This window comes from Thalassobius vesicularis (assembly GCF_004799325.1).
GTDB classification, from domain to species: Bacteria; Pseudomonadota; Alphaproteobacteria; order Rhodobacterales; family Rhodobacteraceae; genus Thalassobius; species Thalassobius vesicularis.
Window position 1 is genome coordinate 335,621 of the sequence record NZ_SSMD01000003.1, and the last position, 15,624, is coordinate 351,244.

At 64.3% G+C, this 15,624-nt stretch carries 8 protein-coding genes; all 8 read left to right on the top strand.

Annotated features, from left to right (window positions below; genetic code table 11):
* The first annotated feature begins 39 nt into the window (after positions 1–39).
* The 8 genes from hemB to E7681_RS08155 all read left to right on the top strand — a co-directional run bounded on the left by hemB (position 40) and on the right by E7681_RS08155 (position 15,608).
* Positions 40–1,044 carry a porphobilinogen synthase gene (hemB, locus tag E7681_RS08120; protein ID WP_136338769.1) on the top strand — a complete coding sequence of 335 codons (1,005 nt, stop codon included), beginning with the start codon at positions 40–42 and terminating at the stop codon, positions 1,042–1,044.
* Positions 1,045–1,183: 139 nt separating this feature from the next.
* A complete protein-coding gene (locus E7681_RS08125) occupies positions 1,184–1,744 on the top strand; it encodes a lipid-binding SYLF domain-containing protein (RefSeq protein WP_136338770.1) in 561 nt (186 codons plus the stop codon).
* A gap of 232 nt (positions 1,745–1,976) precedes the next feature.
* Complete coding sequence (locus E7681_RS08130) at positions 1,977–4,859, top strand: calcium-binding protein (RefSeq protein ID WP_136338771.1); 2,883 nt, start codon at positions 1,977–1,979, stop codon at positions 4,857–4,859.
* Positions 4,860–5,113: 254 nt separating this feature from the next.
* Positions 5,114–7,243: a calcium-binding protein gene (locus E7681_RS08135; protein WP_136338772.1), complete on the top strand. Its 2,130-nt coding sequence runs from the start codon at positions 5,114–5,116 to the stop codon at positions 7,241–7,243.
* A gap of 218 nt (positions 7,244–7,461) precedes the next feature.
* Positions 7,462–8,943 (top strand): calcium-binding protein, encoded by a 1,482-nt coding sequence (locus E7681_RS08140; RefSeq protein WP_168733177.1) that lies wholly within the window; start codon positions 7,462–7,464, stop codon positions 8,941–8,943.
* 216 nt (positions 8,944–9,159) lie between these two features.
* Complete coding sequence (locus tag E7681_RS08145) at positions 9,160–11,904, top strand: calcium-binding protein (protein WP_136338774.1); 2,745 nt, start codon at positions 9,160–9,162, stop codon at positions 11,902–11,904.
* Between the two features lie 195 nt (positions 11,905–12,099).
* Positions 12,100–14,832 carry a DNA gyrase subunit A gene (gene gyrA, locus E7681_RS08150; protein ID WP_136338775.1) on the top strand — a complete coding sequence of 911 codons (2,733 nt, stop codon included), beginning with the start codon at positions 12,100–12,102 and terminating at the stop codon, positions 14,830–14,832.
* 80 nt (positions 14,833–14,912) lie between these two features.
* Complete coding sequence (locus E7681_RS08155; protein WP_136338776.1) at positions 14,913–15,608, top strand: hypothetical protein; 696 nt, start codon at positions 14,913–14,915, stop codon at positions 15,606–15,608.
* Positions 15,609–15,624: the final 16 nt, after the last annotated feature.

Consider the following 15,624-nt stretch of genomic DNA (forward strand, 5'->3'; position numbering starts at 1 on the left):
TCCATGCCACCCAATATGAAACCGCACAGGAAAGACCCAATGCCCCATAACGCCCAGGCCCCGTTCCCGATCACCCGGTTCCGTCGCACCCGCCAGTCCGCCCAGATTCGCGCGCTGGTGCAGGAAAACACGCTGACTGTCGGCGATCTGATCTGGCCGGTGTTCGTGCGTGACGGCGAAGGCGTGGTCGAGCCGGTGAACTCGATGCCCGGCGTCAACCGCCTGTCCGTCGACAAGATCGTCGAGGCCGCGCGCGAGGCCGCCGATCTGGGCATTCCGGCGATCTGCCTGTTCCCCTACACCGACCCCTCGCTGAAAACCGCCACCTGCGAGGAAGCGTGGAACCCCAACAACCTGTCCAACCGCGCCAGCCGCGCCATCAAGGACGCCGGGATCGAAATCGCGATCATGTCCGACGTGGCGCTGGACCCGTATAACTCGATGGGTCATGACGGCTTCGTGGTGGACGGCAAGATCCTGAACGACGAAACCGTGGACGCGCTGGTCAAACAAGCGGTCGAGCAAGCCCGCAACGGCGTCGACATCATCGGCCCGTCCGACATGATGGACGGCCGCATCGGCGCGATCCGTCAGGCGTTGGAGGCCGAGGGCCACAAGGACACCATGATCCTGTCCTACGCCGCCAAGTATGCCAGCGCCTTCTACGGCCCGTTCCGCGACGCGGTGGGCGCATCGGGTGCGCTGAAGGGCGACAAGACCACCTACCAGATGAACCCCGGCAACAGCGACGAGGCCCTGCGCCTGATCGAGCGTGACCTGTCCGAGGGTGCTGACATGGTGATGGTCAAACCCGGCATGCCCTATCTGGACATCTGCCGCCGCGTGAAGGACGGCTTTGGCGTACCGACCTATGCCTACCAGGTCTCGGGCGAATACGCGATGATCCAGGCCGCGGCCCAGAACGGCTGGATCGATGGGCACAAGGCGATGCTGGAAAGCCTGCTGTGCTTCAAGCGTGCGGGCTGCGACGGCATCCTGACTTACTTTGCCCCCGCCGTGGCGCGTCACCTGCAAGGGGCCTGACAGGATCGCGCGCCAAATCCCGCGCATCCTGCATCCTGTATAGTGACAGGTGCCCTGCCCCCATCTATAGTTTCGCCCAATGACCCGGCTTCGAAAAGGCCGGGCAGCAGTTCAGGCAAACAATACAGGCGACAGTGACATGACCCAACTTTCCCGACGCAGCTTTACCCTGGCCGCGCTTGCCGGCGCAGGCATGACCGCCGCTTGCGGCAACGGCGTGGGCACCGCCAATGCTGAAACGATCGACGCGCGCGTGAACTCGACGCTGGATTATCTGTACAGCAAGTACCCCGGCACCCGCGCCGTCGCGGACAAATCCGTGGGCCAGCTGGTGATGCCGTTGGTGACCGAAGCCAGCATGTTCTTTGGCGGCGGCTACGGGCGCGGCGCGCTGCGTGTGAACGGCGTGTCGGTGGATTACTACTCGTCCGCCAAGGGCAGTGTCGGCTTCCAGTTCGGCGCGCAGCAATACGCGCATGTCCTGTTCTTCATGACCGAGGAAGCGTTGGAGAAATTCCGCCGCAGCGCCGGTTGGGCCCTTGGGGCGGATGCCGAATACGTCTTCTCGGACGTGGCTGAGAACGTCCGCGCCGAGACCACCACCGCCACCGCTCCGATCCTGGCGGTCGTGTTCGGCCAGGCCGGCCTGCTGTTCGGCGCCAGCCTCGAAGGTCTGAAATACACCCGCATCGTGCCCTGATCCGCACGATCAGCGCGACCGGCAAAGGCACCCGCACCGGGTGCCTTTTTCGTTGCGCGCAGGCGTGGAAACATTGAATAAAACCTGTTTTAAATCAGCGTGTTAAGAACGTTTTTCGCCTTGATTTGGGGCCATCCAAACACATTTCAGCCCGGATTGAGGCGTCAACTTTCGTCAATAGTTGCGACGGCATCCTGTCTGGCCGTCCCGTCCCTGACAGAAAGTAACGATCATGACCTTCCATAAATCCGACCCTAAAATCCTGACCACGCTCAGCCGCACGCTCGCGGAACTCGAGGACGCCACCGCGCGCTTCCGATCCCTGGCCGACGTGCTTGGCACCAGCAAATCCGAACTGATCGAGGGCGACGAGAACGACGACCGCCTCGCTGGCCGTGATGGCGCCGACACGATCTGGGGCTATGGCGGCGACGATACGATCTGGGGCGAAGACGGCAACGACCTGATCTATACCGGCGCGGGCAACGATCTGGCCTATGGCGGGCAGAACGACGACACGATCTATTCGCTCAGCGGCTATGACACGATCTCGGGCGGGTCTGGGAACGACAGCATTTCCGGCGTTCTGGACGGCCATGCCAACATGAAAACCGTCAGCATCTACGGCTATGATGGGCACGACACCATCACCGGCGGCGGCGGCGACGACGACCTTGCCGGGGACCTGGGCAACGACATCGTCTACGGCTATTTCGGTGCCGACCTGGTGCGTGGCGGCGACGGAGACGACTATCTGGCCGGCGACTATAACGGCAACGGCTCGGGGATCGAGGGCAACGACACCCTGATCGGCGGTCAGGGCATGGACACGCTGTGGGGCGACGGCGGCAACGACTCGCTGGATGGCGGGGCGATGGACGACGCGCTTTATGGCGGTTCCGGGGCCGATACGCTTGAGGGCAGCTTCGGCTTTGACCTGCTGAATGGCGGGGTCGGTGACGACGTGCTGGATGGCGGCGATCAGGCCGATACCCTGCTGGGCGGCGCGGGCACTGACACCCTGTTCGGCGGCGATGGCACCGACAGCCTGCTGGGCGGCGATGGCAATGACAGCCTGTTCGGTGACGATCACATGGACACGCTGAATGGCGGCGCGGGCAATGACACGCTGGACGGCGGCCTCAGCCACGACACCCTGATCGACGAGACCGGCGATGACTCCCACATCGGCGGCGAGGGCAACGACTCCATCCTCGACCTGTGGGGCACCGACACGATCGACGGCGGCGCTGACAATGACACGGTTGCGGCGGGCAGCGGCGCGGATCTCATCCTGGGCGGCACCGGCGACGACTACCTGATGGGCGAGGATGGCGGCCTGAACACCTGGGGCGCGATGGTCGCCGGGAACGACACCATCTATGGCGGCGAGGGCAACGACCGCGTCTTTGGCGACGGAGGGGACGACTCGCTGGATGGCGGCGCGGGGGCCGATTGGGTCGATGGCGGCGACGGCAATGATTTCATCCTGTCGCAGGCGGGCATGGACACGATCTTTGGCGGCGCGGGCGACGACACCATTCAGGCCAGCGGCGACGGCTGGATCAACGCCGCAGCACTCGAGGTCTACGCCGGGGATGGCAACGACCTGATCCAAGGCGGCGCTGCGGCGGATCGCCTGTCGGGCGGCGCGGGCAATGACACCGTGTTCGGCAATGGCGGCCGCGACACGCTGCTGGGCGGCGACGGCGATGACATCCTCTGGGGCAACGCGCTGGCCAATGCGCTGTGGGGTGGCTCTGAAAACGACACCCTGATGGCGGGCGGCGGGGCTGACCTGATCGGCGGCGGCGACGGTGACGACTCGATCATCGCCGACGATGGCGACGCCTCTGACGGCGCGGACACCGTTTACGCAGGTGCAGGCCACGACTGGATCCTGACCGGCGGCCAGTCGGACGAGATCTGGGGCGCGGACGGCAACGACACCGCCTATGCCGGCTGGGGCAACGACATGCTGGGCGGCGGGGACGGAGACGACTCGATGTTCGGTCAGGATGGGCTGGACACGCTCTATGGCGGGCTGGGCAACGACTATCTGGACGGCGGCGCGGATGACGATGTGATCTGGTCGGTCGGCGGCCGCGACACGCTAATCGGCGGGGCAGGAAACGACCTTCTGGGCTCGGGGGCCGAGGATGACGCGATCTCGGGCGGTGCGGGCAATGACACGATCTTTGCGGGCACCGGCAATGACGAGATCACAGGCGACGACGGCGACGACCAGCTTTGGACAGGCACGGGCGACGACACTGCCGATGGCGGCGACGGTAACGACCTGCTGGGCGGTTACGACGGCCATGACGTGCTGTCGGGCGGCGCAGGCATCGACACTCTGTTCGGTGGCTCGGGCAACGACACCCTGTTCGGCGGCGCCGACAATGACGAGATCTGGGCGGGCGACGGCCTCAACCTGGCCCATGGCGGCGACGGCAACGACCTGATCGGAGGCGGCACGAACGCCGACACCCTGAACGGCAATGACGGTGCTGACACCATCTACGGCGCAGGCGGCGGCGATCTGATCGACGGCGGCTCCGGCGCGGACGAGGTCTGGGCAGGCGACGGCAACGACACCGTTCAGGGCGGCGCGGGCGACGACCTGCTGGCCGGGATGGCGGGGGCGGATCTGCTCTATGGCGGTGACGGCAACGACCTGATGATGGGCGCGGACGGCAACGACACCCTCTACGGCGGGGCCGATCTGGACACGCTGCTGGGCGGCGACGGCAACGATCTGCTGGACGGCGGCCTTGGCGACGACACGCTGAACGGCGGCGCGGGCGCGGACACCCTGACCGGCGGCACCGGCAATGACATCCTGTGGGGCGAGTTGGGGGCCGACACCTTCGTATTCGGGGCCGACAGCGGCGTCGACATCATCCGCGATTTCAGCACGATCGAGGGCGACCGGCTGATCCTGGACGACGCGCTTTGGGCCGTGCATGGCAGCCTGACGCTGGCCCAGATGCTGGATCAATTCGGCAGCTGGAACGACCACGGCACCGTCCTGACCTTCGACAACGGCCACGTGATCGCGCTCGAAGGGTACTGGGATCTGGCCGGTCTGATCGACGACATCACCGTCATCTGACCCCTGCCCCAGCCACTGGCACATATGACGCAAGGGCACCCCAACGGGTGCCCTTTTCGCATGCCCATTTTTCAGGCAACGCACCCCCGCCCCATACCGGAGAACTACTGCAACCCCCTCTTGTCACTTGCGAAACCGGCGCGGCGCTGGCAGCTAGTCGACGTATTTGAGTGTCGGGCGTTGTTGTCCCGAACGGCGGACTTGCATGGGATTGGACCCCGCAATCCGCCCGGTAACCAGTGTCAGGAGGCATCATGACCAACGATTTGTCCAAATCCAATATTCTCAAAACCCTTGACGAACATCTGGCCGAACTGTCCCAGCTCACCGCCGTGTTCCGCGACATGGCCGTGATCGACGGCGACGACACCAGCGAGCTGCTGGACGGCACCTCTGACGCCGACTCGATCCACGGGAATGGTGGCGACGACACAATCAACGGTTTGGGCGGGAACGATACCCTCTTCGGTGGCGCCGGCAACGACTCCATCGATGGCGGCGCTGGCAATGACACTATCCTTACCGGGTCCGGTCTGGATACCGTCTCGGGCGGCGAAGGGGCCGACTTCATCGTCGGCTCGGCGGACGACCCCGAAAACTCGGGTCTGTTTGCGCATGGGGACGATGGCGCAGATACGGTCGCAGGCGGATTTGGCAATGACACGCTGTTCGGTGACCTGGGCAATGACCTGCTGGCAGGTATGTTCGGCAATGACATCCTGCGCGGCGGGGACGGCAACGATTACCTGGTCGGCGACGGCGGAGGCGAGGTGACCACCGGCGGCGTGGACGGCGATGACCGCCTTGAAGGCGGCGAAGGCAACGACACCCTGCTGGGCGAAGGCGGCAACGACACGCTGCTGGGCGGCAATGGTTCGGACTCGATCAACGGCGGCGACGGCGATGACCTGATCGAGGACACCAGCGGCACCGACACCCTGATCGGCGGCGCGGGCAACGACACCATCCACGCCTTCATCGACAACGAGGTCAACAGCGTCGGCCTTACCATCAACGGCGGCGCGGGCAACGACTCGATCATCGGCGGCAATGGCAGCGACTCGATGATTGGCGGCGATGGCGACGACATCATCCAGTCCTTCGGGTTCGGCGGTCAGGACACGCTGCTGGGCGGCGACGGCAATGACAGCCTGGTCGGCAACAACGAAGCCAACGAGCTGTGGGGCGGTCGCGGCAACGATGCCCTCTTCGCCACCGGCGGCGCGGACCTGATTGGCGCGGGTGAAGGCGATGACTTTATCAGCGCCGACAACAACGATGCCTTTGATGGCAACGACACGGTTTTCGCCGGGGCTGGGAACGACTCGATCTTCGGCTTTGGCGGCAATGACGAGATCTGGACCGATGCCGGCAGCGACTTTGCCTTGGGCGGTGACGGCGACGACATGCTCGGCGGCGCCGCGGGCGACGACTCCCTGTTTGGCGGCGCGGGCAACGACACGCTCTATGGCGGCGCGGGCAACGACTATTTGGCCGGTGACGACGGCAATGACGAGATCTGGTCGCTGACCGGTGCGGACACGTTGTATGGTGGCGACGGCAATGACCTGCTGGGCGCCGGGGCCGACAACGACTCGGTCGTCGGGGACGCAGGCAACGACACGCTCTATGGCGGCGACGGTGACGACACCCTCGAAGGCGGCGCCGACAATGACGAGATGTGGACCGGCGCGGGCAATGATAGCGGCCTGGGCGGCTCCGGCGACGACCTGCTGGGCGGTTATCTGGGCAACGACACCCTGTCGGGCGGCGATGGCGCCGACACCATCTATGGCGGTGAAGGCAACGACATCCTGAACGGCGACGCCGGCAATGACGAGATCTGGTCCGGCAACGGCCTGAACACCGTCAATGGCGGCGATGGCAACGACATCCTGGGGGGCGGTCTGAACGCCGACACGCTGATGGGCGATGCGGGCAGCGACACCATCTTTGGCGGGGCTGGCAACGACGTGGCCGATGGCGGCGCGGATAACGACGCGCTGTTCGGCGCGGCCGGGAACGACGCGCTCAGCGGCGGGCTGGGTGACGACACCCTGCGCGGCGGCGACGGCAACGACACGGTCGGCGGCGGTGCCGGCAGCGACATCCTGTGGGGCGAGACCGGGGCCGACACCTTTGTCTTCAACCTCGGCGATGGCGCTGATCTGGTGCGCGATTTCTCGGGCGCCCAGAACGACGTGCTGCAGCTGGACCAGTCCCTGTGGGAACCCGAAGGCACCCTGACCGCCGCGCAAGTGGTGACGCAGTACGCCAGCTGGGGCACCAACGGCATCGTGCTGACCTTCGATCTTGGCAACGTCATCACGCTCGAAGGGTACTGGGACATGGCCAACCTGCATACGCACATCACCATCGTCTGACCCCTGCCCTTAACGGTTTAAAACAACAGCAAGGCTCCCTTCGGGGGGCCTTGTTTTTTGCCGGAACACAGGCCGATCCCTTGCGCGAATACGGTCTTGAAATTCCCTCAAAACGAGACGATCCTAAACGAAAGCAATTTTTCACCTTTCCCTCTTTGAGCCGTGGGCCAAAAGCCCCGGATTCCGTTCAGAAAACACATCAGACGATGGTGACCGTGATGCTCCGGAAACCCGATTTTTCACTGCTCGACAGTATCTCTAAAAACCTGGCAGAGCTGGCGACAACCTCCCTGCGTATTCGTGAAGTAAACGTCATTAACGGCACCGCCGATGCCGACACACTTGATGGCACCACGTTGAACGATCAGATATTTGGCGCCGACGGCGACGACACGATTTACGGTCTGGAAGGCCAAGACATCCTTCTGGGCGAGGCAGGTAACGACAGTCTTGATGGCGGCGCTGGCACGGATCGCCTGTTTGGCCACATCGGCAACGACACGCTGTACGCAGGCGTCTCGGGCATGGATACACTCTATGGCGGCGCCGGCTCGGACCTGCTGATCGGGAACGAAGAAGCAAACGATTTCTGGGGCCATGACGACGACGACTTGATCGCCGGCGAAGGGGGTAACGACTTTCTGGACGGAGGCTGGGGCCACGACACTCTACTCGGAGGGGAAGGCGACGATCGACTTGTGACTTGGGGTACGCACAACTTGTTGGAGGGCGGTGCCGGAAATGACAATCTTTTGGCCGTGGATGGTCCTTATGACACTCTCATCGGTGGTAGCGGAGACGATGTGCTCAGAGGGAGAGGACAACATAGTTTCGCCGATGGTGGTGAAGGCAACGACACCTTTAATGGCGGTGACAACGACACGATGATGGGGGGCGCAGGCAACGACATCTTCTACTCTGGGTCCGGCGCGAATTTTGTCGACGGTGGCACCGATGCCGACACGATATATGGCGGCTATGGCGAGGATACTCTGCTTGGCAATGACGGCGCCGATGCCATCTGGGGCGGGCGGGAGGCCGATCATATCGAAGGCGGCGCTGGCAACGACTCGCTGTATGGCAATCAGGATAACGATACGATCTGGGGCGGCGATGGCGACGACCACATTGACGGCGGTCTCAACGACGACCTGATCGGCGGCGGCGTGGGGGCCGATGTCCTGATGGGCGGACGCGGTAACGACACGATCAATGGCGGAGCCGACAACGACACGCTGCTGGGACATGCCGACAACGATCAACTCTGGGGTGATGCGGGCAATGATGACCTCTCTGGCGGTTTGGGCAATGATACCCTGGGCGGCGGCGACGGCATTGACACCGTGAACGGTGACGCAGGTGACGACCTGATCTACGGCGGGTCCGGTAACGATCTGCTCAGCGGCGGCGCGGGCAACGATACCGTCTGGGGCGGCTCGGGGGCTGACACGTTCATGTTTGCGCTTGGCGACGGAACCTTCACGCTGTGCGATCTGACGGCGGGCGATGGGGATATTTTGCAACTGGATGCCAACCTGTGGGCCAGCCTTGGCACCCTGACCGCGGCCGAGGTGCTGTCCACCTTCGCCTCGGTCGGCACCACCGGGATCGAGCTGCACTTCACCGACAATGGCGAAGCCCTCATCCTGGACGGGGTCTGGGACATGGGCGTGCTCGAGGCGATGTTGTCCATTTACTGACCCAACACCGTTCCCGGACCACCGCAAAAGGGCGCCGTTTCTGGCGCCCTTTTCGTTAATTTTCGGTTAATTCGCGCCCATTTTCAGGTGCAATTCCACTCGGCTTGCCTAAAATTTGCTGCATTCTTGGGTCAATTTACCCCCTGAACCGCCATTTTCATTCGGTCGACCGGTCTTGAAAGCCCGTCCAACCAGCCAAAATCGATAAGGTAACCGATGCTTCTGTACTCCCCTGACCTCGCCTTCCTGAACCTTCTGTCGCAGCACATGGTCGATCTGGACATGATCCGGGCCACCTTCCGCGAACTCATCAACGTGCAAGGCACCAGCAAATCCGAGCTGATCGACGGATCCTCGGCGTCGGACGCGATCAACGGGGCCGGAGGGGACGACACGATCAACGGGTTTGCCGGAAACGACACCATCTGGGGTGACGACGGAAACGACCTGATCGACGGCGGCGAGGACGCGGATTTCCTGTCGGGCGGCGATGGCAACGACACGATCTATGCCCTGCACGGCGCGGACGAGGTGCACGGTGACTGGGGCGCCGACCAGATCTTTGGCTGGGACAGCGTCAGCGGCACCGCCAATGGCAGCATCCTGCTGATCCACGGCTCGATCGGCAATGACACCATCTATGGCGGCTCGGGCGATGACGACTTGTGGGGCGACGAGGATAACGATCGCCTCTACGGCCATTTCGGTAACGACATGATGCGCGGAGGCGATGGCGACGATGCGCTTTATGGCGACAACGACGCCGGCGGCGCCGGGGTCGAGGGCAACGACACCCTGCTGGGCGGCCAGGGGCTGGACTCGCTCTATGGCAACGGCGGCAACGACAGCCTGGACGGCGGCGCACAGGATGACCTGCTGGAAGGCGGCGACGGGCTCGACACGCTGATGGGCGGCTTCGGGGCGGATATCCTGAACGGCGGCGCTGGCAATGACAGCCTGGACGGCGGCGATCAGGCCGACTCGATGGACGGCGGCGACGGCGACGACGTTATCATTGGCGGCGCGGGCATGGACAGCATCCAGGGCGGCGCAGGCGATGACGGGATCTCGGGCGGCGATCACGATGACGTAATCGTGGACAGCGCGGGCTTTGACCACATCTCGGGCGGGTTGGGCCATGACGTCATCATCGACCTGTCTGGCGATGACATCATCTGGGGCGAGGAGGGCAACGATTCGATCCTCGATGTCGAAGGAAGCGACGTCATCTATGGCAACGAAGGCAACGACACCATCGCGGCAGGCGGCGGCGCCGATCTTGTTGAAGGCGGCGATGGCGACGACTACCTGCTGGGCGAGGATAACGGCCTGCTGACCGGCCTCTACACCTTCGTGGCGGGCAACGACACCATCCTCGGTGGCGCGGGCAACGACCGTATCTTTGGCGATGGCGGCGACGACTTGCTGGTTGGCGAAGCGGGCGACGATCTGGTCAACGGCGGCGACGGCAATGACACGATCACAGCCTTCCTCGGCGCGGACACGATTTTTGGCGGGGCTGGCAACGACTCCATCATGGGGCATATCGGATCGACTGTGAACCTGACGGCCGTGGCCATCTACGGGGGCGACGGCGACGACATCATCACGGACGGTGCCGGCGCGGACACGCTCTCGGGCGAGGCTGGCAATGACAGCATCACCGCCACTGCGGGCGGTCGCGACACGCTGCTGGGTGGTGACGGCAACGACACGCTGGTGGGCAACGCTGCCGTGAACCAGATCTGGGGCGGCAACGACAATGACGTGATGACCGGCGGCGGCGCGGCCGACCTGTTGGGCGGCGGCTCGGGCAACGACCTGATCTATGCCGATGCCAATGGCGCTGAGGCCGCAACCGACGGCAATGACACCGTATATGCCGGGGCGGGCCATGACACCGTCTACGGCAATGGCGGGGCTGACCAGCTGTGGGGCGATCTGGGCAACGACTCGATGCATGGCGGCACCGGCAACGACATGCTGGGCGGCGGCGACGGCGATGACTCGCTCTACGGCGAGGCAGGCAACGACACGCTGTACGGCGGCGCGGGCCTTGATGTCCTTTTCGGCGGCGACGGCCACGACGAGATCTGGGGCGGCGCCGACTTCGATTACGTCGACGGCGGCGCGGGCAATGACGTGATCGGCGTTGGCGCGGATGACGACCAGGTCTTCGCGGGTCTGGGCGACGACACCGTTTATGCTGGCGATGGCAACGATGTGATCTACGGCGACTCCGGCAATGACGAGATCTGGGGCGGCGAAGGCAATGACACGCTGGACGGACAGGACGGCAACGACCTGATCGGCGCCTATCTGGGCACCGACATCGTCTATGGCGGTGCGGGCAACGACACCATCTATGGCGGCGCTGGCAATGACTCGCTCTACGGTGGCAACGACGCTGACGAGATCTGGGGCGGCACCGGTCTGAACCAGATCAACGGCGGCTTCGGCAATGACATTCTGGGCGGTGGCCTGGACGCCGACGCGATCAGCGGCGACGCGGGCAACGACACCATCTTTGGCGGCTTTGGCAACGACACCCTGTCAGGCGACGGTGACGATGACGTGCTGTTTGGCGCGGCGGGCAATGACAGCCTGAACGGCGGCACCGGCAACGACACCCTGCGCGGCGGTGACGGCGATGACACGCTGGGCGGCGGCAGCGGCACCGACATCCTGTGGGGCGAAGGCGGCGCTGATACGTTCGAGTTCTTCCACGGCGACGGCTCCAACACGGTGCGCGATTTCAGCGCGGCAGACGGCGATATCCTGGCGCTCGACTCCACCCTGTGGACCACGTTCGGCACCCTGACCGCGGCCCAGGTCGTCGGCAATTTCGCCAGCTGGGGCACCACCGGGATCGAGCTGCAATTCACCGATAACGGCGAGGTCATCATTCTGGACGGCTTCTGGAACATGGCCGCGCTCGAGACCATGATCCTGGTCATGTGACCCGTTTGGCCCCGGCGCGATCCGGGGCCGACACCCCCAACCATCCGTCTCCGCCTGGTCCTTCGCGGTGCCAGTCCCCCTGCCCGCGCGCCCCAAGGCGCGCTGCGGGAAGGTCAACCATTGCACCCCATATCATGGCTCTGTTATAACCTGTGCAACAACATATAGAAGTACAAAGCAGAGCGGTAAGACCACGTGAGCGATACGCCTCAAACCCCTGAAAACGAAGAAGAAAACGCACCTGCGCGGCCCAAGTATCACGGGCCTTCGGTCTCGATCACGGACGAGATGAAGTCGTCCTATCTGGACTATGCGATGAGCGTGATCGTCTCTCGGGCCATTCCCGATCTGCGTGACGGTCTGAAACCGGTGCACCGACGCATCCTTTACGCGATGCACGAGACCGGCAACAGCCACGACAAGGCCTATCGCAAATCGGCCCGTCCGGTCGGCGACGTCATGGGTAAATACCACCCCCACGGCGACTCTGCGATCTATGACGCGCTGGTGCGGATGGCGCAGGATTTTTCCATGTCGCTGCCGCTGCTGGATGGTCAGGGCAACTTCGGCTCGATGGACGGGGATAACCCCGCAGCCATGCGCTACACCGAGGTGCGCATGGACAAACCGGCGGCCTTCCTGCTGGCGGACATCGACAAGGAAACCGTCGATTTCCAGGACAACTACGACGGCAAGGACCGCGAACCTACCGTCCTGCCCGCGCGGTTCCCGAACATGCTGGTCAACGGGGCTGGCGGTATCGCCGTCGGCATGGCAACCAACATCCCGCCGCATAACCTGGGCGAAGTCGTCGACGCCACGCTGGCCCTGATCGAAGACCCGGACCTGACCTCCGAGGATCTGATCCACTACGTGCCCGGCCCCGACTTCCCCACCGGCGGTCTGCTGCTGGGCCGTTCGGGCGCGCGCAAGGCGTATCTTGAGGGGCGCGGCAGCGTCATCATCCGCGCCAAAACCCATGTCGAGGAAATCCGCAAGGATCGCTACGCCATCATCGTGGACGAGATCCCGTACCAAGTGAACAAGGCCAGCATGATCGAGAAGATCGCCGAAGCGGTGCGCGACAAGCGCCTCGAAGGCATCAGCCACGTGCAGGACGAATCCGACCGCAACGGCGTCCGCGTGGTGGTCGAGCTGAAGCGCGACTCCACCCCCGAAGTGGTGCTGAACCAGCTCTACCGCTTCACCCCGATGCAGACGTCCTTCGGCTGTAACATGCTGGCGCTGAACGGCGGCCGTCCCGAACAGCTGACCCTGCGCGGCTTCCTGACCGCCTTCGTGGACTTCCGCGAGGATGTCGTTGCCCGCCGCACCGCCTATCTGCTGCGCAAGGCCCGCGAACGCGCGCATATCCTGTGTGGTCTGGCCGTGGCCGTCACCAACGTGGACGAGGTCGTCGCCACCATCCGCGCCTCTGCCGACGCCGCCGAAGCGCGCGAAAAGCTGATGACGCGTCGCTGGCCCGCCGGCTCGATCGCGGAATACATCCGCCTGATCGACGACCCGACCCACACGATGAACGACGACGGCACCTATAACCTGTCGGAAACCCAGGCCCGCGCGATCCTCGAACTGCGCCTGCAACGCCTGACCCAGATCGGCGTGCAGGAAGTCACGGACGAGCTGCAACAACTGGCCGCCAACATCCGCGAGTACCTGGAAATCCTCGGCTCGCGCGACCGGATCATGGCCATCATCGCCGATGAACTGCGCGAAGTGCGCGAGCAATTCGCCGTCCCCCGCCGCACCGAGATCGTGGACTGGTCCGGCGACATGGAAGACGAAGACCTGATCGAGCGCGAGGACATGGTCGTCACCATCACCTCGGCCGGCTGGATCAAGCGCACGCCGCTGGCCGATTTCCGCAGCCAGAAACGCGGCGGCAAGGGCCTGTCGGGCATGCAAACCAAGGAAGAGGACGTCGTCACGACCCTCTTCGTGGCCAACACCCACACGCAGCTGCTGTTCTTCACCACCGACGGCATGGTCTACAAGCTGAAGACATGGCGCCTGCCGCTGGGTGGCCGCACCGCCAAGGGCAAGGCCATCGTCAACATCCTGCCCATCCCCACCGGGGTTTCGATCGCCGCCATCATGCCGGTCGACCGCCCGGACGAGGAATGGGACGACCTGCAGATCGTCTTCGCCACCTCGGCGGGCGACGTGCGCCGCAACGCGCTGTCGGATTTCACCAACGTCAAGTCGAACGGCAAGATCGCGATGAAACTGCCCGAGGGCGTGGAACTGGTGAACGCCAACATCTGCTCTGAAGATGACGACGTCATGCTGGTCACCGACTCCGGCCGCGCGATCCGCTTCCCCACCACCGAGGTGCGCGTGTTCAAGGGCCGCGATTCCACCGGTGTGCGGGGCATTCGCCTGCTGGGCGAGGATCACGTCGTCTCGATGTCCGTGATCCGTCACACCGACTACACCCCCGAAGAACGCGCCACCTACCTCAAGATGCGCCGCGCCATGGCCGGCCTGACCGAGGACGAGGCCAGCGATGACGAGGGCGTCGCCGAAGACGCCGCCGTCTCGACCGAGCTTTACGCCGAGATGTCCGCCGCCGAGAACCAGATCCTGACCATCACCAGTTCCGGTCTGGGCAAGATCAGCTCGTCGCACGACTACCCGGTGCGCGGCCGCGGCGGCCAAGGCGTCACCGCATGGGAAAAATCCATGCGCGGCGGCCCGATCGTCGCCTCTTTCCCGATCGAGATGGACAACCAGATCATGCTGGTCACCTCCACCGGCCAGTCGATCCGCGTCCCGGTCGAGGGCATCTCCTTCCGCTCGCGCAGCGCCGGCGGCGTCAAGGTGTTCAACACCGGCGCAGGCGAAGTGGTCGTCTCGGTGGCCCGTATCGCCGAACAAGGCGACGACGAGGACACCGCGACCGAGTGATCCGGGCCAAGGCCCCTGTCAATTTAACTCCGGGACGGGCTATAATGGCCCGTCCCCATTTTTATGCCGGAGTGATTTCCATGACCCGTACGATTCGCCTTCTGGCGCTGTGCACGGCGCTTTCTCCCGTTCCCGCCCTCGCCCAGGACATGCTGTCCGCCGAACTCGAACTGGGCCTGTCGACCAACCTTGACAGCTCGGTCAACTTCAAGCGGGTCGAAGGCTCCTTCATGACCCATTTCAGCGGCCGCACCAACCTGCAGCTGGACTTCGGCATGAGCAAATACGAGGCCGACGGCTCCACCTCGCCCTTCATGGCGCTGCACGTGTTCTACGCCGTCACCCCCAGCACCGATATCGGCATGTTCCTGTCGGGCGAGGATCGCCTCGGCACCTCCTACACGCTCTGGGGCGCCGAATTTGCCCACACCGCCGGCGCACTCGAGATCCAGGGCTACGCGGGCTTTCAGGATCCGGTCAGCGCCGGCGGCCTGAACGGCAACATCTACGGGCTGGACCTGGCCTACGCCCTCGGCGCCTCCCAAACCTGGAGCCTCCTGTTCGGCGCCCACATGGCCGATCTGGACGGCGGCACCAGCCGCGACACCGCCTATCTGGGTGTTGCGCGCAAATTCGCCAACGGCATGACGCTCGAAGCCCGCGCCGCCCAGCACGACACCGGCGACGCGGTACTCTCCATCGCCGCCCATTTCCAGCTTGGCGACGGCGTGCGCTTCAACCGCCGCGACTTCTTCCAGAATTTCCCCGACTACTAAGGGCTTCTTTCTGATG

Excerpts from the sequence above, each read along its gene's own strand:
- hemB (WP_136338769.1), top strand. The coding sequence starts at position 40 with ATGCCCCATAACGCCCAGGCCCCGTTCCCGATCACCCGGTTCCGTCGC.
- E7681_RS08125 (WP_136338770.1), top strand. The coding sequence starts at position 1,184 with ATGACCCAACTTTCCCGACGCAGCTTTACCCTGGCCGCGCTTGCCGGC.
- E7681_RS08130 (WP_136338771.1), top strand. The coding sequence starts at position 1,977 with ATGACCTTCCATAAATCCGACCCTAAAATCCTGACCACGCTCAGCCGC.
- E7681_RS08135 (WP_136338772.1), top strand. The coding sequence starts at position 5,114 with ATGACCAACGATTTGTCCAAATCCAATATTCTCAAAACCCTTGACGAA.
- E7681_RS08140 (WP_168733177.1), top strand. The coding sequence starts at position 7,462 with ATGCTCCGGAAACCCGATTTTTCACTGCTCGACAGTATCTCTAAAAAC.
- E7681_RS08145 (WP_136338774.1), top strand. The coding sequence starts at position 9,160 with ATGCTTCTGTACTCCCCTGACCTCGCCTTCCTGAACCTTCTGTCGCAG.
- E7681_RS08155 (WP_136338776.1), top strand. The coding sequence starts at position 14,913 with ATGACCCGTACGATTCGCCTTCTGGCGCTGTGCACGGCGCTTTCTCCC.